16 protein-coding genes are annotated in these 18,173 nt (G+C 67.6%); 10 read left to right on the top strand and 6 right to left on the bottom strand.

All coding sequences use genetic code 11. The annotated features are described in order from the left end of the window. Positions 1–29 precede the first annotated feature (29 nt). Positions 30–1,796, top strand: coding sequence for a gamma-glutamyltransferase (gene ggt / locus ACFOD4_RS05390; protein ID WP_379594915.1), 1,767 nt, complete (start codon positions 30–32; stop codon positions 1,794–1,796). 91 nt (positions 1,797–1,887) lie between these two features. After that, complete coding sequence (fbaA, locus tag ACFOD4_RS05385; protein WP_379594914.1) at positions 1,888–2,982, top strand: class II fructose-bisphosphate aldolase; 1,095 nt, start codon at positions 1,888–1,890, stop codon at positions 2,980–2,982. A gap of 224 nt (positions 2,983–3,206) precedes the next feature. Here fbaA and ACFOD4_RS05380 read toward each other — a convergent pair whose 3' ends face one another. Further along, on the bottom strand, positions 3,207–4,805 hold the full coding sequence (locus ACFOD4_RS05380) for an ABC transporter substrate-binding protein (protein WP_379594913.1): 1,599 nt from the start codon (positions 4,803–4,805) through the stop codon (positions 3,207–3,209). Between the two features lie 222 nt (positions 4,806–5,027). After that, entirely contained in the window at positions 5,028–6,719 is a 1,692-nt protein-coding gene (locus ACFOD4_RS05375) for a thiamine pyrophosphate-dependent enzyme (RefSeq protein ID WP_379594912.1), read from the bottom strand. Between the two features lie 138 nt (positions 6,720–6,857). Here ACFOD4_RS05375 and ACFOD4_RS05370 point away from each other — a divergent pair, with 138 nt between their 5' ends. Continuing rightward, entirely contained in the window at positions 6,858–7,109 is a 252-nt protein-coding gene (locus ACFOD4_RS05370; protein ID WP_379594911.1) for an Lrp/AsnC ligand binding domain-containing protein, read from the top strand. A 123-nt stretch (positions 7,110–7,232) separates the two neighbouring features. Then, positions 7,233–7,508: a hypothetical protein gene (locus ACFOD4_RS05365; RefSeq protein ID WP_379594910.1), complete on the top strand. Its 276-nt coding sequence runs from the start codon at positions 7,233–7,235 to the stop codon at positions 7,506–7,508. A gap of 19 nt (positions 7,509–7,527) precedes the next feature. On the opposite strand, the gene ACFOD4_RS05360 is transcribed toward ACFOD4_RS05365, so the two are convergent. Beyond that, positions 7,528–7,989 (bottom strand): DUF3597 domain-containing protein, encoded by a 462-nt coding sequence (locus ACFOD4_RS05360; RefSeq protein WP_379594909.1) that lies wholly within the window; start codon positions 7,987–7,989, stop codon positions 7,528–7,530. Positions 7,990–8,244: 255 nt separating this feature from the next. Here ACFOD4_RS05360 and ACFOD4_RS05355 point away from each other — a divergent pair, with 255 nt between their 5' ends. Continuing rightward, entirely contained in the window at positions 8,245–9,456 is a 1,212-nt protein-coding gene (locus ACFOD4_RS05355) for an NADP-dependent isocitrate dehydrogenase (RefSeq protein ID WP_379594908.1), read from the top strand. A gap of 346 nt (positions 9,457–9,802) precedes the next feature. On the opposite strand, the gene ACFOD4_RS05350 is transcribed toward ACFOD4_RS05355, so the two are convergent. Beyond that, a complete protein-coding gene (locus ACFOD4_RS05350) occupies positions 9,803–10,681 on the bottom strand; it encodes an isocitrate lyase/PEP mutase family protein (protein ID WP_379594907.1) in 879 nt (292 codons plus the stop codon). 66 nt (positions 10,682–10,747) lie between these two features. Between ACFOD4_RS05350 and ACFOD4_RS05345 the strand changes: the two genes are divergently transcribed. Both ACFOD4_RS05345 and ACFOD4_RS05340 read left to right on the top strand, forming a co-directional pair. After that, the gene (locus ACFOD4_RS05345) at positions 10,748–11,782 is read left to right on the top strand and encodes a LacI family DNA-binding transcriptional regulator (protein WP_379594906.1); all 1,035 of its coding nucleotides are present in this window, start codon (positions 10,748–10,750) and stop codon (positions 11,780–11,782) included. A 119-nt stretch (positions 11,783–11,901) separates the two neighbouring features. Further along, positions 11,902–12,879, top strand: a complete 978-nt coding sequence (locus ACFOD4_RS05340) for a Bug family tripartite tricarboxylate transporter substrate binding protein (protein WP_379594905.1) — start codon at positions 11,902–11,904, stop codon at positions 12,877–12,879. A gap of 5 nt (positions 12,880–12,884) precedes the next feature. Here ACFOD4_RS05340 and ACFOD4_RS05335 read toward each other — a convergent pair whose 3' ends face one another. Then, a complete protein-coding gene (locus ACFOD4_RS05335) occupies positions 12,885–14,027 on the bottom strand; it encodes an MFS transporter (RefSeq protein WP_379594904.1) in 1,143 nt (380 codons plus the stop codon). Positions 14,028–14,119: 92 nt separating this feature from the next. Here ACFOD4_RS05335 and ACFOD4_RS05330 point away from each other — a divergent pair, with 92 nt between their 5' ends. The 3 genes from ACFOD4_RS05330 (at position 14,120) to ACFOD4_RS05320 (ending at position 17,698) form a co-directional block, all read left to right on the top strand. Beyond that, a complete protein-coding gene (locus tag ACFOD4_RS05330) occupies positions 14,120–14,806 on the top strand; it encodes a DUF599 domain-containing protein (RefSeq protein ID WP_379594903.1) in 687 nt (228 codons plus the stop codon). 318 nt (positions 14,807–15,124) lie between these two features. Further along, positions 15,125–16,930, top strand: coding sequence for an ABC transporter ATP-binding protein (locus ACFOD4_RS05325; protein ID WP_379594902.1), 1,806 nt, complete (start codon positions 15,125–15,127; stop codon positions 16,928–16,930). Between the two features lie 288 nt (positions 16,931–17,218). Next, the gene (locus ACFOD4_RS05320; RefSeq protein ID WP_379594901.1) at positions 17,219–17,698 is read left to right on the top strand and encodes a hypothetical protein; all 480 of its coding nucleotides are present in this window, start codon (positions 17,219–17,221) and stop codon (positions 17,696–17,698) included. 6 nt (positions 17,699–17,704) lie between these two features. Here ACFOD4_RS05320 and ACFOD4_RS05315 read toward each other — a convergent pair whose 3' ends face one another. Further along, the gene (locus ACFOD4_RS05315) at positions 17,705–18,073 is read right to left on the bottom strand and encodes a DUF4440 domain-containing protein (protein WP_379594900.1); all 369 of its coding nucleotides are present in this window, start codon (positions 18,071–18,073) and stop codon (positions 17,705–17,707) included. Between the last annotated feature and the right edge of the window lie 100 nt (positions 18,074–18,173).

The following is an 18,173-nucleotide window of genomic DNA, read 5'->3' as shown; positions in this document are numbered from 1 at the left end:
CCTCGGCGTCCCACCCTGGAGGAGCTCCTATGCCAGGTTCGATTCGCCGCGCCTTGATCGCCGCCCCGCTGCTCGCCCTGCCGCTCGCGCTGCTGGGCGGCAAGGCCACCACTGTCCTGGCGCAGGATACGCGTCCCATGGCCGCCGCGCCGGACGTGCCACGTCCGCCCACCCGCGCCGGCCGCCAGATGGTCGCCGCGGCGCACCCGCTGGCAGCCGAGGTGGGGCTCGACATGCTGCGGCGCGGTGGAGCGGCGGTGGATGCCGCCGTGGCCGTGCAGGCGGTCCTGACGCTGGTGGAACCGCAATCCTCCGGCATCGGTGGCGGCGCGCTGATGCTGCACTGGAACGGGCTGAACCGCCGGCTGGAGGCGTGGGACGGGCGTGAGACGGCCCCCCGTGCCGCCTCGGAGAATTTGTTCCTGCGTCCGGATGGCACACCGCTCACCTTCTACGAGGCGGTGCTCTCCGGGCGCAGCGTGGGCGTGCCGGGGGTGCTGCCGATGCTGGAGGCCGCGCACCACGAGGGTGGCCGCCTGCCCTGGGCAGATCTCTTTGCCCCCGCCATCCGCCTGGCCGAGGAGGGCTTCCCGGTTTCGCCGCGCCTCGCCGGGCTGATCGCCGAGGACGCCGAGCGGCTGAAGCGCGATGCCGCCGCGCGCGCCTACTTCTTCGATGGGACCGGCGCGCCCTGGCCGGCCGGCCACCTGCTGCGCAATCCGGCTCTGGCGGAGACCCTGCGCCTTGTCGCGCAGCGTGGCGCCGCCGCCTTGCAGACGGGCCCGGTCGCCGGCGACATCGTGCAGGCCGTTGCCGGTCATGGCGATGCCGGCAACGGCATGACCGCCGACGACCTCGCAGCCTATGCGCCGCGCAAGCGCGAGCCGCTCTGCACCCCCTACCGCCAGTGGCGCATCTGCGGCTTTCCGCCACCGTCCTCGGGGGGCATCGCGGTGGCACAGATCCTGGGGCTCCTGGAGCATTTCAACGTGGCTGCGCTGGATCCGCACAGCGCCGAGGCCGCGCATCTGCTGGTCGAGGCCGAACGCCTCGCCTTCGCCGATCGCAACCTTTATGTGGCCGACAGCGATTTCGTGCAGGTGCCGGTGCACGGGTTGACCGAGGACGCTTACCTGACGCTGCGCGCGCAGCTGATCGAGCGGGGGCGTGCCAACCCCGAGCCCCGCCCAGGGCAGCCGCGCTGGCGCGAGGGCAAGCTGGCGCCGCAGCCGCCGCAACCCGAATCCGGCACCAGCCAGGTCAGCATCGTCGACGCCATGGGCAATGCCTTGTCCATGACCACCACGGTGGAGGATGCCTTCGGCGCCCGGCTGATGGTGCGCGGCTTCTTTCTGAACAACGAGCTGACCGACTTCTCCTTCCGCCCCGCCATTGACCGCCGGGCGGTGGCCAACCGGGTGCAGGGCGGCAAGCGGCCGCGCTCCTCCATGTCCCCCACCCTGGTCTTCGATGCCGAAGGACGGCTGCTGGCCAGCCTCGGTTCCCCTGGAGGCGCACGTATCATCCCCTATGTGGTGCAGACCTTGCTGGGGCTGTTGGACTGGCGCATGGACCCGCAGGCGGCCGTATCCCTGCCGCGCATTGGCAGCCTCGGCCTTGCCGCCGAGCTGGAGGAGGGCAGCGCCGCAGCATCACTTGCCCCTGCCCTCCAGGCGCTGGGGCACCGAACGGAGATCCGCCCCATGGTCTCGGGCCTGCAGGTCATCTCGGTGGCACCGCACGGATTGCTGGGCGGCGCGGACCCGCGGCGCGAGGGCGTCGCCGTGGGTGATTAAGCTGTCCGGCTGTTTACCGCAGGGGGAGGCGCGCGAAACCGCGAGATGCGGTAGGCTGTTCTTCACCACTCTTGTTCAGCCGGAGCCCCAGATGGACCAAGCCGCCCCCAGCACCAAGACCCGCCTGAAGCCCGGGGTTGTCACCGGCGCCGACTACCTGGCCCTGCTCGATGCCTGCCGCGAAGGCGGCTATGCCCTGCCCGCGGTGAACGTGGTCGGCACCAACAGCATCAACGCGGTGCTGGAAGCGGCGGCGAAGAACAAGTCCGACGTCATCATCCAGCTCTCCAACGGCGGCGCCAAGTTCTTCGCCGGCGAAGGCTGCCCCGATTCCGCCGCTGCCCGTGTGCTGGGTGCCGTTTCCGCCGCGCAGCATGTCCACACCGTGGCCGCGGCCTATGGCATCTGCGTCGTGCTGCACACCGACCACGCCGACCGCTCGCTGATCCCCTGGGTCAACGGCATGATCGACCACGGCGAGGAGTTCATGAAGCGGACCGGCAAGCCGCTCTTCTCCTCCCACATGCTGGATCTTTCGGCCGAGCCGCTCGACGACAACATCGCCGAGTGCAAGACCGTGCTGACCCGCATGGCCAAGCTGGGCATGAGCCTGGAGATCGAGCTGGGAGTCACCGGCGGTGAGGAAGACGGCGTCGGCCATGACCTGGAGGAAAGCGCCGACAACGCGCACCTCTACACCCAGCCCGAGGACGTGCTGAAGGCGTGGGAAGTGCTCTCCCCCATCGGCCACGTCACCATGGCGGCCTCCTTCGGCAACGTCCACGGCGTGTACGCCCCCGGCAACGTCAAGCTGCGGCCGGAGATCCTGAAGGCCTCGCAGGAAGCCGTTGCCGCCAAGTTCGGCGGTGGCGACAAGCCGATGGCGCTGGTGTTCCACGGCGGATCGGGCTCGGAGAAGAGCAAGATCACCGAGGCCGTGTCCTACGGCGTGTTCAAGATGAACATCGACACCGACACGCAGTTCGCCTTTGCCGAGCCGGTCGGCGCCTATGTGCGCCAGAACGGCGTGGCCTTCGAGCACCAGATCGACCCGTCCAACGGCAAGCCGACCAAGAAGCTCTACGATCCCCGCAAGTGGCTCCGTGCCGGCGAGAAGGGCATCGTCAAGCGCCTGGACGAGGCCTTCGCGGATCTGGGTTCCACGGGCAAGACGCTGGCGGGCTGAGCGCCGCCCGGAGGGGGGTTCCGCCCCCTTCCCGGTTTCCTTTCAGCGCGTCGGGTTGGGACTGCGCCGCGCCGCGCGGCGGCAGGCTCCGCCACTTCCCGATCATGATGACCAATCCCACATCGCTCGCCGATAACGCACCCGGCGCCTCTGCGGAGCGTCCCAGCGCCTCAGGCTGCGGGAAAGAAAGCTTGAGAGGGGACAGCGCCCCCTCTCAAGGCACTTCAAACGCGCTCGATATTCCACATGATCGCGAAGCCCGGCACGCGGCCCTTCAAGTTCTTGTTGATCGCCGTCATGCCCTTGTAGGCACCGACCGGGATGTAGGGCAGTTCGTCCATCACCACACGCTGCATCTCTTCGCAGAGCTTCTTCTGCGCCGCCTGGTCAGGTTCCAGGAACCATCGGTCGCGCAACTCCTCCAGCCGCGGCATGTCCGGCCAGCCGACCCACGCCCCCGCACCATTGCCCCGCAACGGGAAATGAGCCGAGGGATCGGCGAAGTCAAAGGAGGAGAAGGAGGTCAGCACCATGCTCCAGCCGCCCTGCTCCACCGCCTCGCGCGAGGTGCGGCGCTGCACCACCGTGCCCCAGTCGCTGAGCGCGATGTCGGCGTTCATCCCTACACGGCGGACCAGGTCGGCCGCCACCTGCGTCAGCGCCGTTGGCGCCAGGATGTCGGTGGGTCCGATCAGCCGCATCGGCTGGTTGGTATAGCCGGCCTCGCGCAGCAACGCCTTGGCCCGGTCGACGCTCCGTTCGCCCCGCAACGGCTCCAGCGCCACCTCGGTGGCCATTGGCGCGCCGGGGGTGAAGACACCGACATTTTCGAAAAAGAGCGATGGGTCCGGCCCGACAATGGCGCTCATGAAATCCGCCTGGCTGATGGCGGGCAGCAGCGCCTGGCGGACCTTCTTGTTGTTGAACGGCGCGTGCAAGTGGTTGAAGCGCAGCACCGCCATCAGCGGCAGCGGGTCGATCGGCTCGATGGCAAGTTGCCGGCTGCGCGCCAGCAACTCCTGGATTTCCGGCGGGGGCTGCTCGAACCAGTCGATCTCGCCCGTTTGCAGGGCGGCGGCGGCGGTCGAAGCGTCGGTGATGATATGCCACTCGACGCGATCGAATTTCGGCCGCTTCGGGCCGGCGGTCAGGCTGGGCTGGCCTACCGGCGTCGGGCTGTAGTTCGCATTCCGCTCATAGACCACCATGCTACCCGAATTGAACTCGTCCGCCTTGAAGCGGAAGGGCCCGCAGCCGGTCGTGTCGCGGATCTGCGTGAAGGCGTCGGTTTGCGCCAGCCGCTCGGGAACGATGAAGGGCGGGCTGTTGCTGACCTGCGCCAGAGCCGCCTTCAGCATCGGAAAGCGTTGCTTCAGGCGAAAGCGGAAGCGCCGGTCGTCCAGCACCACCAGCTCATCCACGAACATGGCGAGTTTCTGCCCCATGGGGCTGCGCTTCATCCAGCGCTGCAGGCTGGGCACCGCGTCCTGCGCACGCACCTTCTCGCCATCGTGGAAACGCGGGCCATCGCGCAGGGTGACCGTGACGCTGCGGCCCTCATCCTCCTCCAACATGCCCTCCGCCAGCTGCGGGTGCGGAGTGAAGTTGCCGTCCATGCCATAGAGCGTGTCATGGATCATGTAGGCGTGGTTGCGGGTGATGTTGGCGGTGGTCCAGACCGGGTCGAGGCTGGTCAGATTGGCCTGCGGCACCAGCCTCAGCACCCGTTCCCGCGCAGGCTGGGCAATGGCGAAGCGGGCGGGCGCGCCCAGGGAGACACCGGCAGCCCCCGCGGCCGCCAGCAGATCACGACGACGGATCATCTTTCCCTCCAGAGGATGTCGCCGGCCATGGAACAGGAGCGTCGGGTTCCGGGCAAGGCCTGGCATGCCGCTATCGAGGACCCTGCCCGATCCTCTCAGCCTGCGGGCCAACCCGCAGGCCGTCGCGGGTGATACGGTGCCGGACGGAGAGGCCATCAGCCAGCTTTCGCACGGCTGACAGCGCCCTTGCGCGGCGGTCGGGTGCCGCCGTGCCTCCTGGCCTCAGTGCTTGCCGCCGCCCTGCTTGCGGAGTTCCTCGATGGTGGCGCGGTGCGTCACCTGCTCGGGGTTCACCCGCACCTCGATGACAGCGGGCTTGCCGCTGGCCAGCGCCCGCTGGAAGGCCGGTACCAGCTCACCATCCTTTTCCACCGTCTCACCATGGCCGCCGAAACTCTCGATGAACTTGGCGAAGTCCGGGTTGGTCAGCTTGGTGCCGGACACGCGCCCAGGATAGGCGCGCTCCTGGTACATGCGGATGGTGCCGTACATGCCGTTGTTGAACACCAGGATGATAGGCGCCGCATCGGCCTGGAATGCCGTCGCGATCTCCTGACCTGTCATCAGGAAGCCGCCGTCGCCGACGAGGCCAATGGAAACACGGTCCGGAAAGGTGATCTTGGCTCCGATGGCCGCCGGCACCGCGTAGCCCATGGCGCCGTTGGTGGGGCCCAGGAATTCCTGCTGTGCCGTCATGTGCATGAAGCGGTTGGGCCAGGTGGCGAAGTTGCCGGCATCGCAGGTGAAGATGGCATCTTCGGGCAGGATCTTCTCCAATGCCTGCAATTCGCGGGCGAGGTTCAGCGGACCGGCGTAATCCGGCGCCTCGGCCTGCTTCACGCGGGCGGCATGGACCTCCTTCGTCCAGGCGGACCAGCGTGGCGTGCCGGCGGGTGCCGGAAGCTGCGCCAGCGCCTCGGCGAAGGCATTGACCTCGGCAGTGATGCCGAGCGCCGGGCGGTAAACGCGCCCGATCTCGGCCTGATCGGGATGGATGTGAATGATGCTCTGGCCCGACTGCCCCGCCATGTCGAACAGGGTGTATCCCTGGCTGACCGGTTCGCCGATGCGGGTGCCAATGGCCAGGATCACGTCGGCTTGCTTGGCCTTGGCAACCAGTCCGGCATCAGCGCCGACACCAAGGTCACCCGCGTAATTCGACAAGCGGCAGTCATAGAGGCTCTGCCGGCGAAAGGCGACGGAGACGGGCAGGTCCCGCGCGACGCAGAAGTCACGGACGGTGCGCCGGGTGGCCTCCGTCCAGCGCGAGCCACCCAGCACCACCAGCGGGCGCTCCGCCTTGTCCAACATGGCCAGCATCTTCTGCATGGCGGACGGAGCGGGAAAGGCCGGCGCCACATCGGCCGGGCCAATATCGGGCACTGCGACCCGAACCTTCTGCATCTCTTCCGAAATGGCGATCACCACCGGCCCAGGCCGGCCTGAAGTGGCCACGTCGAAGGCATGCGCCATCAGTTCAGGGATCCGTGCGGCATCGTCGATCTGGGTCACCCACTTGGCGATGGGACCGAACATCTGCCGGTAATCGACCTCCTGGAAAGTTTCCCGGTCGGTTTCGGCAAAGGGAATCTGGCCGACGATCAGCACCAGCGGCGTGCTGTCCTGGAAGGCCACGTGCACGCCGATGGCGGCATGGCAGGCGCCGGGGCCTCGCGTCACCAGGGCCACGCCCGGGCGGCCGGTCAGCTTTCCATGCGCCTCGGCCATGTTGACCGCCCCGGCCTCGAAGCGGCAGGTGGTCAGGTTGATCTTGTCGTTGTTGGCGTAGAGCCCGTCCAGAAGGTCCAGATAGGATTCGCCCGGCACGCAGAAGGCGTGCGTCACACCCTGGGCGACCAGCGCATCGGCCAGCAACTGGCCCCCCGTGCGTGTCGCGGTGCTCATCCCGTCCATGGTCGTCCCTTTATCCCTTGAATCAGTCGTCATACAACCGGCGCGGAGGCTAGCCGAGAGCGTGCGGCTGGGCTACCCGTCGGCGCATGAAATCGGGGCACCCGGATGGCGCCCGCAACCATGCTGGGAGGCCGATCGATGCGCGCGATTTTTGTTCTGATCAAATGCGAAATGGGCCGTGCCTACGCGGTCGCCCGCGAGATGGCGGACGGGATCGAGGAGCTGTCGGAAATGCATTCCGTGTCCGGCCGCTACGACCTGCTGGGAAAGTTCTACCTGGAGCAGGACCGCGACATCGGCCTATTTGTTGTGGAAACTGTGCAGTCGGTCCAGGGGGTGCAGGACACCTACACCATTCAGACCTTCAACGCCTTCTCAGGTCCAGGCTGAGCGGGTGCCTCGCAGGGCCCCTCTGTTGTAGTTCGTCACGCTGTGCCCGGATCCTGCCCCGATCCGGCCCCGCAACGGCCTTGATCCTCCGGCAGTTTGCCCTGCATCGGAGGTATCGACGCCATGCGACGCATCCTATCCGCCGCAACCCTGGCTGCAGCCCTGCTGGTGGGCGGCTGCCAGAACTCGGACGGCACCACAGACTGGGGCAGCACCTTGGCGCTTGGCGCCGGAGCGGGCCTTGCCGCCGGGCTGATCGCAGGTTCACTCAGCGACAATGATGACAGGCAGTATCGCCGGCCGCCGCCACGCCGTTACGGGTATGGCTACGGACCTGGCCATGGCCGGTACCATCACCGCGGCTACCATCGCCACCCCGCCTATTATCGGGGTTGGTGAAGGCACCGGCCTTTGCGGCTCAGTTCTTCAGGTCATCCGGCACGACGCCGCCATTCTCGCCCAACTTTGTCATCACCTGCTTGTGCAGCCAGATGTTCATGGTCGCGGAATCGTTGGTATCGCCGGTGTAGCCCAGTTCCTTGGCCAGCTCCTTGCGGTTGTCGAGCGAGCTGTCGAGGCCCAGCAGCTTCATCAGATCGACGATGGAGTTGCGCCAGTTCAGCTTCTGCGGGTTCGGCATGGCGCTCAGCACCGCCACCACATCGACCGGACCCGCCGCGGCCAGGGCCGTGCCCTGGGCAGGTGCCGCGCCGGCCGTGGAGGAGGAAGCCGCGCCTGGCGGAATTGAGCTCATGTTCGGCACGCCGCCCGCCGGCGTGGCACTGCCCGGAGGGGTGGCCGTGGTGTCCGCGGGGCTGGTGTCGGCGGCCGCTGGAGCGGACCCGAAGATCTTGGACATGATATTGGTGAAGATGCTCATTCGAAGGCTCCCCCGTCTGCCACGGTCCGTCGGCCCCGGGATTCCGGGAGCCACCCGGCCGGGCTCACGCCTTCGCTAACATTCCGCCCCCGGTTGCGTTCACGCCGCGCCGGGTTTTGTGAACACGCCACCCCGCACCCTTGCCGCAGCGCGCCGCCGATGCGATTGTCCGCGCCGACCCAGCACCGGGACCGGCCGGGGGCCGCGCCGCCCTCGCCCCTGGTGGAAACCGCAGGTGTCCAGACGAGGATCAGCATGGCCAAGATCAAGGTGAAGAATCCCGTCGTCGAGCTCGACGGCGATGAGATGACCCGCATCATCTGGGGGTTCATCAAGGACAAGCTGATCACCCCCTACCTCGATGTCGACCTGAAGTATTACGACCTCGGCGTCGAGTACCGTGACCAGACCGATGACCAGGTGACGGTGGACGCTGCCAACGCCATCAAGCAGTACGGCGTGGGCGTGAAGTGCGCCACCATCACCCCGGACGAGGCGCGGGTGAAGGAATTCGGCCTGAAGAAGATGTGGAAGTCGCCCAACGGCACGATCCGCAACATCCTCGACGGCACCATCTTCCGCGAGCCGATCATCTGCCAGAACGTGCCCCGCCTGGTGCCGCACTGGTCGAAGCCGATCGTGGTCGGCCGCCACGCCTATGGCGACATCTACCGCGCCGTCGAGATGAAGGTGCCCGGCCCCGGCACGGTGAAGATGACCTACGTCGCCGAGAACGGCGAGACGCAGGAAATCGGCCAGTTCGACTTCAAGGGCGCCGGCGCTGCCATGATGCAGCACAACCTGAACAAGTCGATCGAGGGCTTTGCCCGCGCCTCCTTCAACTACGGCCTGGCGCGCAACTACTCGGTGTACTTCTCCCACAAGAACACCATCCTCAAGGCCTATGACGGCAACTTCAAGGACATCTTCCGCGCCATCTACGACGCCGAGTTCAAGGCCGAGTTCGAGAAGCGGAACCTGACCTATGAGGACCGCCTGATCGACGACATGGTGGCCTCTGCCCTGAAGTGGGAAGGCGGCTATATCTGGGCCTGCAAGAACTACGATGGCGACGTGCAGTCCGACATCGTGGCGCAGGGCTTCGGCAGCCTCGGCCTGATGACCTCCGTGCTGTTGTCCCCGGACGGCAACACGGTCGAGTCCGAGGCCGCGCATGGCACGGTGACGCGTCACTTCCGCGAGCACCAGAAGGGCCGCGAAACCTCGACCAACCCGATCGCCTCGATCTTCGCCTGGACCCGCGGACTCGCCTATCGCGGCAAGTTCGACGGCACGCAGGACGTGACCGACTTCGCCAACGCGCTGGAGCAGGTGTGCATCGAGACGGTGGAGAGCGGCTTCATGACCAAGGATCTGGCCGTGCTGATCGGCAAGGACCAGCCCTGGCTGAACACCCAGAACTTCCTCGCCAAGCTGGACGAGAACCTGAAGAAGAAGATGGGCTGAACCCTCAGCGGTACGCTGGCTACGACGGGGCGCTTCGGCGCCCCGTTTCTTTTGGCGGCACCGGAAGTGCGGGTCGCCTCTTCCTGGCTCCCACTGCCTGTGGCCTGTCGGCTTTAGCAAACCCCTGCGGCAGCCTTCGCCGGAGCCCGCGCACCGCCTGAAACAAGGCGCCGGGGAGGATGTTCCCCGACAGCCTCAGGAGCCGTGTCCATCCGGTCCGTCACCTCCGATCAGGCCCAGCCTTCGAAACCTCCTGTCGTCGCCGAGCATGATGCCCAGCCGTCGCGCATGGCCCGATGCCTCACAGGCTGCGGCATGCGCAAGCGGTCCAACAAGTACCGGGTGTTCAGCCTTCGCGGTTCAGCCGCGCTTCCCGCGCCGCCATTTCCGGCAGGCCAATGAAGCGGTTGAATTCGTCAAAGGATGTCATGCGGTCGGCGATGGCGGCGGTGCTGCAGCCTTCGCGTAGGAAGATCCGCATCATCTCCCCCACTGCCTTATGCATGGCGAAGAGCGGTTCGATGGGGCACAGCGCGTAATGGAAGCCCAACGCTTGAACCTCCGCCAGGCTCAGCACCGGGCTCTTGCCGGAGCTGGCCATGTTGAACAGGATCGGCTTGCCGTGATGGCTCAGCCGGTCCGTCAGCATGCGCATCTGCTCGACGCTCTCGGGCGCATCGGCGTAGAGCCCATCGGCCCCGGCCTCGGCATAGGCTGAGAGACGCGCGATGGCATCCTCGATCCCGGTTACGGCGATGGCGTCGGTGCGGGCCACCACAAAGAAATCCGGGTCCTGGCGCGCCTCCAGCATGGCACGCAGTTTGGCCACCATCTCTTCCCGCGGCACGACCTGCTTGTCGGCAAAATGGCCGCATTTCTTGGGCACCGCCTGGTCCTCGAGATGCAGCACCGAGGCGCCCGCCTCCTCCCACAACCGGATGGTGCGCTGACAGTCCAGGACTCCGCCATAGCCCGTATCGGCATCGGCAAAGACCGGCAAGGCGGTGGCGCGGCAGATGCGGCGGATGTGCTCGAACATCTCGGTCTGACTCAGCACGCCGAAATCAGGCTGGCCGGCGATGATGGCCGAGGCCACGAAGCCGCTGACATAGATGGCCTTGGCCCCTTCCCTCTCGGCCAGCATCGCGGTCACGGCGTCATGCGCCCCCATGCAGACGAAAGGCGACTCGCGCAGCAGGGCACGGAAACAGGCATTGCGAGACATACGGTTTTCCTTCCGGGAAATACGGCCAGCCTTGTCAGCGGTCACGATGTTATCGATAACACCATCATGACGCCGCCCCCGCAAGATGCCCGCCCCAGCGCGAGCCCGCCCGCCGCCCGCATGCTGGATGTGGCGCGGGAAGCCGGGGTTTCGGCCATGACGGTTTCCCGCGCCCTGCGCGACCCGGCCTCGGTGTCCGCCAAGACGCTGGCCCGCATCAACGAGGCGGTGGCCCGCATCGGCTATCTGCCCAATCGGGTGGCCGGAAGCCTGTCGTCCCGCCGCGGCAACGTGGTGGGGCTGGTGGTACCTTCGCTGCGCAATTCACTGTTTGCCGAGACCATCCAGGGGGTCGCCGACATCCTCGGCAACGCACACCCCCTGATGATCGCCGATGGCGGCTACACCCTGGCGGGGGAAGAGCAGGCGGTCGCCGCCTTTCTGGCCCAGCGTGTCTGCGGCGTGGTGCTGCACAACACCCGCCATTCGGCACGCACCCGAGCCCTGCTGCGCGACGCCGGCATCCCCTGCGTGGAAACGGGCAATCTGGTGCGCGACCCCATCGACATGGCCGTGGGCTTCTCCAACCAGGAGGCGGGGCGGGCAATGACAGCGCACCTGATCGCGCGCGGCTATCGACGCATCGGCTTCGTCGGCTTGCCCTGGCGGGAGAATGACCGTGCCGCCGAACGCCTGGCGGGATACCGCGCCGCCCTGGCCGAAGCCGGGCGAGCGGAAGATGCAGCCTTGATCCATCAGGCTGCACCGGGGCTGGCCTCGGGCGGGGCCGCCCTGGCGGCGCTGATGGCCTTGCCCACGCCTCCCGACGCGGTGTTCCTGTCCGGCGATGTGCTGGCCGCAGGTGCATTGCTGGAAGCAGCTCGTCGCGGCTGGGCGGTTCCCGGGCAGGTGGCCATCGCCGGCTCCGACGACGGAGAGCTGCAATCCAGCCTGACACCGGGCGTCACAACCCTGCGCTTTCCCCGCCACGAGATCGGACGCCGTGCTGCCACCATGCTGCTGGACCGGCTGGAAGGCCGGGCGAGTGGGCGTGCGGTCCTGGATCTCGGCTTTGAACTGGTTGTTCGCGCCAGCGCCTGAGTGGCTTTGATCGCTTGCGGCTCATCACTGCGTTCCCTAGGGTTATCGCTAACAGAAGCTGTTGCCCACGCAGGCGCGGCTCTGAGGAATCGAGACCAGGGAAGAAGGATATTTCCCGCATGATGCTTTCCCGCCGCACTGCTCTTATGGCCGGGATCGGCCTGGCCGCGCCGCTTGCGGCCCCGCGGGTTGTTCGGGCCCAGCCCTGGCCCGGACGCGCCATCCGCGTCACCGTTCCCTACTCGCCCGGCGGCGGCACCGACGTGTTCACGCGCGTGCTGGCGGAAGGACTGCACGGCGTGCTCGGGCAGAGCCTGATCATCGAGAACCGCATCGGCGCAAACGGCGTAGTCGGCTCGCAGGCGGTAAGCCGGGCGGAGCCGGATGGCTACAATCTGGCGGTGGTGACCAACACCCACACCATGAACCGCTACGCCATGCCCTCGGTACCCTTCGATGCGGTGGCCGACTTCACTCCCATCACCCTTCTGTCGCGCTTTCCCATGGTACTGGCGGTGTCGGGGACCACGGGGGTACGCGACCTGCCGGGCCTGATCGCCTACGGCAAGGCCAACCCCGGCCGGCTCTCCTTCGGCTCTTCCGAGGCTGCCACCTCCTATGCCGGCAACGAGTTCGCCCGACAGGCTGGGCTGAAGATGGAGGAGATCGCCTATCGCGGCGGGGCGCCGCTGATGAACGACGTGGTGGCGGGCAACCTGCCGGTGGGCTGGACCAGCATCCTTTCCGCCGGACCCTACTTCACCAACGAGCGTGTCCGCATTCTGGCCGTAACCACCCGCGACCGATCGGCCCTGTTGCCGGATGTGCCGAGCGTCAGGGAAGCGGGCCTGCCCGATTACGAATTTGCCGGCTGGTACGGGATGCTGGGCCCGGCCGGGCTGTCGCCGCAGATTGCCGAGACCATGAACGCCGCCATTGTGAAGGCCATGGCCATCCCGCAGTACGAGACCCGCTTCCGGGAACTCGGCGCCGACATGAAGACACTCGGGCCACGTGACTTCGCCGCCCATCTGCGGGCGGAAAACAGCCGTTGGAACGAGGCCGCCAAGGCTGGCCTGATCAAGCCGCTGCAGTAGATGTTTCAGCCCGGCCGCACCAGGGCGGCACGGGCGACAGGCAGCAGCAGCAGAACGCCCACGGCGGCCAGGGCTGCCTCCAGTCCCGTGGCTCCCGCGATGAAGCCGATCGCGGCGGGTCCGGCGAGCAGGCCGGAGTAGCCAATGGTGGCAACCGCCGCGAGGGCCGTCCCCGGCGCAACCCCCGGCACCCGTCCCGCCGCGCTGATCAGCAGCGGCACGGCATTGCCGAGGCCGAAGCCGACCAGCAGAAATCCCAGCATCGTGCTCCAGCCCCAGGGCACCAGCGCGGCCAGAACGAAGCCGGCGGCGGCCATCGCAGCGCCGCCGCGCAGCATGGCGACGCCGCCCAGGCGTGCAACCATGGCGTCGCCGGTCAGCCGTGCCGCCGCCATGGCCAGCGAAAAGGCGGCGTAACCCATTCCGGCAAGGGTGAGATCGATTCCACGGAATTCGCTCAACAGGATGCCACCCCAGTCAAGCACGCTGCCTTCCGCCAGAAAGGCCACGAAGGCCAGAACGCCGATGCCCAGCACCGGGCCGCGAGGCAAGGCAAAGCCATGCCCGCCCTTGGCCGGACGATCGGCCGCGCGGCGCAACAACGCGCTGCCCTGCGTCGCCAGCAGCAGCCAGGCGGCCACAGAAACGAGCGACATCGCCGCTGTGGGGGGCAATCCGACGCGCAACAGCGCCGCCACCGCCGCCGTGCCGAGCAGTCCGCCCAGGCTCCACACCCCGTGGATGGAAGACATCACCGGGCGGCTGCCGCGCGCCTCCACCGCCACGGCCTGCGCGTTCATGGAGACATCCATCATGCCGCCCGCCGCGCCAAAAGCGAATACGCAGAACGCCAGACTCCATACGTCGGGCGCCAGCGGCAGTAGCGGCAGCACCAGGGCAAAGCATGCCCCGGCCGAGAGGCAGGTGGCCCGGCTACCGAAGCGCGCCACCAGCCCTCCGGTCAACGGCATGGCAATGATGCCGCCGGCGCCGAGGCAGAGCAGCACGAGGCCCAGCGTCGCTTCCGGCAGGCCAAGGGCTTCCCGCACCAGCGGCACAAGGGGAGCCCAGGCGGCAAAGGTGATGGCGTTGGCCAGAAACACCAGGCGAATGGCACGTCGCGCCGCGGCGGGATCAGTGGCTGTCATGGTCCGGCTTTGACGGTGCCCGGCCATCGCCGCAAGCGCCGCTCCGTGACGACTTGTCCCCTCGCGCTGCACGCCATGCTATTGCGGCCGCCATGAACCTGCCGCTCACCGCTCTGGACTGGATCGCCCTCGCCGTCTTCGCCGCGTGCTGGGCCGGCTACGCCGCGGTGGTGGACCGGGTGCCGGCGATTCGCGAGCGCAGCGTCATCACCGCCATGGACGAGCATCGCCGGCGCTGGATGCGCATGGTGCCGGACCGCGAGAACCGCATCTCCGACATCAGCATCATTGGCAACCTGATGACCTCCACCTCCTTTCTGGCCAACACCAGCATCTTCATTTTGGGCGGGCTGGTGGCGCTGCTGGGCGCGCCGGACCTTGGAGAGCGTGTGTTCGGGGCGGTACCCTTCGTGCAGGTGCCTTCCGATCCGGCGGGATGGGAATTGCGCATTTTTCTGCTGATCTTCATCTTCGTGCGCGCCTTCTTCGAACTGACCTGGGCGCTCCGGCAGTTCAACTACACCTCCATCTGCGTGGGCGGGTTGCCAACCGGGCCGGAAGCGCAACCCATGGCCGCGGCGGCGGCCGAGGTCGCCAACCGGGCCGCGCGCCACTTCAACACCGGGCTGCGTGCCTATTACTTCGGCCTCGCCGCCCTTGCCTGGATCCTTCATCCAGTGGCGCTGATCGTCACCTCGCTGCTGGTGCTGCGGGAACTGCATCGACGCGAGTTCCGTTCCGTGATGCGGGACGCGCTGGTGAGCGGACAGCAGAGCTGAGACCCCTCTCGCGCGGCCGTGTTCACCCAGTGGGCTTGCCTCTTTCCATGACATGATCGTAAGCTGCGCGGGAAACCCTTAGCCGCAGGAGAGGCGCATGGCCGATATCGTTTATCGTACCCCGTCACTCCGCAGCGGAAGCGTACCGGCGCGCCGGCCGATGGCGGATCTGCTCCGCTTCGCCTCCCGCTAGGCAGAGGCGGCGCCCCCTCCGCGCCACCATCCCCTTCTTTCCTTTCCATCGCCGGTCGGCCCCGACACCCTAGTCGCGCCGACCGCTCATCAGGGCCGCCCGGCATTGCGCGGGCGGATCGCATCGTGTCCCTTTCCCGTTCCGCGCATGGCACGGAGCCCGTGCGCCGTGCCCTCGGCTTCCTGTTTCGCCAGTGGCGCCGCCATCCGCTTTTTCTGGCCGTCACCGTGATCGGCATGTTGCTGGCGACGGCGGCGGAAATCCTTGTCTCCCTCTACGCCGGCCAGCTGGTGGACGCCGTTGCCCAAGCCGGCGATGGCAGCCGAGAGCCAGCGCGGGAGGCCGCCCTTTCCGCGCTGCTGATGCTGGCGCTGATCGGCACGGGCGCGCTGGCGTCACGCATCGCCGCGTTTATGGCTATTGTCGGCCTGACGCTGCGGGTGATGTCGGAGACGGGAGCGTCCTCGCTCCATAAGGTGCAGCGCTTCTCGGCCGACTGGCATGCCAACAGCTTTGCCGGCTCGACGGTGCGCAAGATCAGCCGCGGCATGTGGGCGATCGACGTGCTGAACGACACGCTGCTGATCGCGCTGATGCCCTCGGCCGCCGTGCTGATCGGCGCCACGGTGCTGCTCGGCACCCGCTGGCCCATGATGGGCGCGCTGGTCGCCGTGGGGGGCGTGGCCTATGTCGCGCTGACCGTCGGCCTGTCGCTGTTCTGGGTGGCACCGGCGGCGCGCCTGTCCAATGGCTGGGATACGCGGCTTGGCGGCGCGATGGCCGATGCCATCGGTGCCAATGCGGTGGTGAAGGCGTTCGGCGCGGAGGCGCGCGAGGATGCCCGTCTCGGCGCCATCATCGCGAAGTGGCAGGGCCGCACCCGCCGCACATGGATGCGCAGCACGGCGGCGGAGGCAGCGCAGGGTGCAATGCTGGTTGTGCTGCGCATCGCCATCATCGGCGCCGCGCTTTGGCTCTGGTGGCGCGGCGACGCCACGGCGGGCGACATCGCCACGGTGCTGACGCTGTTCTTCACCGTGCAGGGCTACCTGCGCGAGGTGGGTTACCATGTCAGCAACCTACAGCGCGGCGTCAACGAGATGGAGGAGCTGGTCGAGTTGCACGCGCTGCGCTTCGGCGTCAAGGACAGGCCGGAGGCCCGGCCCATCCGCATCGAGGAAGGCGGCATCGTGCTGGAGCGTGTCACCTTCGGCTATGGCGGGCACCCCGTTCCGCTCTACCGCGACCTGTCGGTGACGATCCGCGGTGGAGAGCGCATCGGGCTGGTCGGGCCTTCGGGCTCGGGCAAGACCAGCTTCGTCAAGCTGATCCAGCGCCTGCACGACATCCAGGGCGGACACATCCTGATCGACGGCCAGGATATCGCGGCCGCGACACAATCCTCTCTGCGCGCGCAGATCGCCATCGTGCAGCAGGAGCCGGTGCTGTTCCATCGCTCCCTGGCCGAGAACATCGCCTATGCCCGGCCTGGCGCGACCCTCGGAGAGATCCGCCGTGCCGCCGAACTGGCCAACGCCGATGGCTTCATCGCCCGCCTGTCACGCGGCTACAACACGCTGGTCGGTGAGCGCGGCATCAAGCTCTCGGGTGGGGAGCGGCAAAGGGTCGCCCTGGCCCGGGCGTTTCTGGCCGATGCGCCGATCCTGATCCTGGACGAAGCCACCTCGGCCCTGGACTCGGAAAGCGAGGCGGCGATCCAGCAGGCGATGGAACGCCTGATGCGGGGGCGCACGGCCATCGTGATTGCGCATCGCCTGTCCACGGTTCGGGCCATGGACCGCATCCTGGTCTTCGAGTCCGGGTCGGTGATCGAGGAGGGCACGCACGACACGCTGGTGCAGAAGCCGGGGGGTCTCTATCGCAGGCTTTTTGAGCGCCAGGCGCTGGAACTCACGGCACCCCGCGCCTGACAACCGGATCGACGCGGAGCCACCCCAACCCCTGCTCGGCCACAGCGGCGCTTGACGCTGGTTGCCGCCGGGGCTTCAACCGCCGCGGAAGGCCATCTCATGCTTCGTCGCCTCGCCCGCCTTCACCCGTCAGCTTCACCGCGAGAAGCTGCACCCCTGCCGAAAGGCCAGGTTGCGCGCCACGTCCCCGCGGCGGCACGATGCCGCATAGCCCTGTGCCTCCTGGCAAGGTTGGGATCGGCGGCTGTTTTCTGGGTCGCAGGGGCCTTTCCGATCGCGGCACAGCCTGTGCGGGATGTGCCCAGCGGCCTGCTGCTGGACCCGCCGCCGCCCTATGCGGCCAGCAGGCTGCCCGCAGTGTCGCCGCAGACGGCGCGTTATGCGTTGCGCCGGCCGGATGCGCCGCAGGGTTGCCAGGTCGCCTTTGTGCCGGCACCAGAACGCGACCGGGGCCGCAGCCAGGCGCAGCTAAACGAGCTGGCGCGCAGTCCGGAATGGCGGAACCTTGAACGCCTACGGCTGTCGCAGGCCTATGATATCGGCGACGCCGCGCCGGTGGATCTCGGCGAACTGACCGCGCTGCGCCTTGTCGGCACCCTGCGTGCCCGGGATGGGATAAGCGCCGCCGCCAAGGCGACACGCTCGGTCTTCACCATTCTGGAAACGCCCCGCGGCCGAACCACCCTGGTCTGTGTCGCCGGCACCGATTTCATCGAGCGGCAGGCGGAGTTCGAGGCGGTGGCGCGCGGCGTTCACCCGCCGCGCTGACCTGGATCAGCTGCCGCCACCTACCGTGAGCGGTGGAGTCTGCTGGTGCTGCACCACCCGCCACACCTCATGCTCCAGGCGGCGATAAACCGTGGTGCAGTGCGCCTCATAGGGCGACTGCCCTTCGCGCTCGGCCCGGGCATTGTAGGCGATCACGATCAAGCCTTCCTGCGGCCGGCGCACCTGCCGCTGATCCAGTTCCACACGCGACCAGCGCGGCGTGTCGGCGACTGCCTTCACCGCCTCGCTACCCCCCATGACAAAGGGCGGTGCCGGCAGGACCATGAGGCATTCCTCGTCGATCAACTCCCTGTAGTGCTCGGCATCGCCGGTCCAGAGGCTTTCCTCCAGGCTCCAGATGCGGGTGTCATCCATGGATGGCGCTCCATTCGTTGTGGGTCTGGCACAGCAACGCCCGGCGCCCGCTTCGGTGTCACATCTTCTTCTGCTATCTGCTATTGCAGATGACAGAGCA

The organism is Teichococcus globiformis (genome assembly GCF_042646265.1).
GTDB classification, from domain to species: Bacteria; Pseudomonadota; Alphaproteobacteria; order Acetobacterales; family Acetobacteraceae; genus Pseudoroseomonas; species Pseudoroseomonas globiformis.
Note: the sequence above shows the minus strand (reverse complement) of the source record. Positions and strands in the feature narration are given on the sequence as shown.

Excerpts from the sequence above, each read along its gene's own strand:
- ggt (WP_379594915.1), top strand. The coding sequence starts at position 30 with ATGCCAGGTTCGATTCGCCGCGCCTTGATCGCCGCCCCGCTGCTCGCC.
- fbaA (WP_379594914.1), top strand. The coding sequence starts at position 1,888 with ATGGACCAAGCCGCCCCCAGCACCAAGACCCGCCTGAAGCCCGGGGTT.
- ACFOD4_RS05380 (WP_379594913.1), bottom strand. The coding sequence starts at position 4,805 with ATGATCCGTCGTCGTGATCTGCTGGCGGCCGCGGGGGCTGCCGGTGTC.
- ACFOD4_RS05375 (WP_379594912.1), bottom strand. The coding sequence starts at position 6,719 with ATGGACGGGATGAGCACCGCGACACGCACGGGGGGCCAGTTGCTGGCC.
- ACFOD4_RS05370 (WP_379594911.1), top strand. The coding sequence starts at position 6,858 with ATGCGCGCGATTTTTGTTCTGATCAAATGCGAAATGGGCCGTGCCTAC.
- ACFOD4_RS05365 (WP_379594910.1), top strand. The coding sequence starts at position 7,233 with ATGCGACGCATCCTATCCGCCGCAACCCTGGCTGCAGCCCTGCTGGTG.
- ACFOD4_RS05360 (WP_379594909.1), bottom strand. The coding sequence starts at position 7,989 with ATGAGCATCTTCACCAATATCATGTCCAAGATCTTCGGGTCCGCTCCA.
- ACFOD4_RS05355 (WP_379594908.1), top strand. The coding sequence starts at position 8,245 with ATGGCCAAGATCAAGGTGAAGAATCCCGTCGTCGAGCTCGACGGCGAT.
- ACFOD4_RS05350 (WP_379594907.1), bottom strand. The coding sequence starts at position 10,681 with ATGTCTCGCAATGCCTGTTTCCGTGCCCTGCTGCGCGAGTCGCCTTTC.
- ACFOD4_RS05345 (WP_379594906.1), top strand. The coding sequence starts at position 10,748 with ATGACGCCGCCCCCGCAAGATGCCCGCCCCAGCGCGAGCCCGCCCGCC.
- ACFOD4_RS05340 (WP_379594905.1), top strand. The coding sequence starts at position 11,902 with ATGATGCTTTCCCGCCGCACTGCTCTTATGGCCGGGATCGGCCTGGCC.
- ACFOD4_RS05335 (WP_379594904.1), bottom strand. The coding sequence starts at position 14,027 with ATGACAGCCACTGATCCCGCCGCGGCGCGACGTGCCATTCGCCTGGTG.
- ACFOD4_RS05330 (WP_379594903.1), top strand. The coding sequence starts at position 14,120 with ATGAACCTGCCGCTCACCGCTCTGGACTGGATCGCCCTCGCCGTCTTC.
- ACFOD4_RS05315 (WP_379594900.1), bottom strand. The coding sequence starts at position 18,073 with ATGGATGACACCCGCATCTGGAGCCTGGAGGAAAGCCTCTGGACCGGC.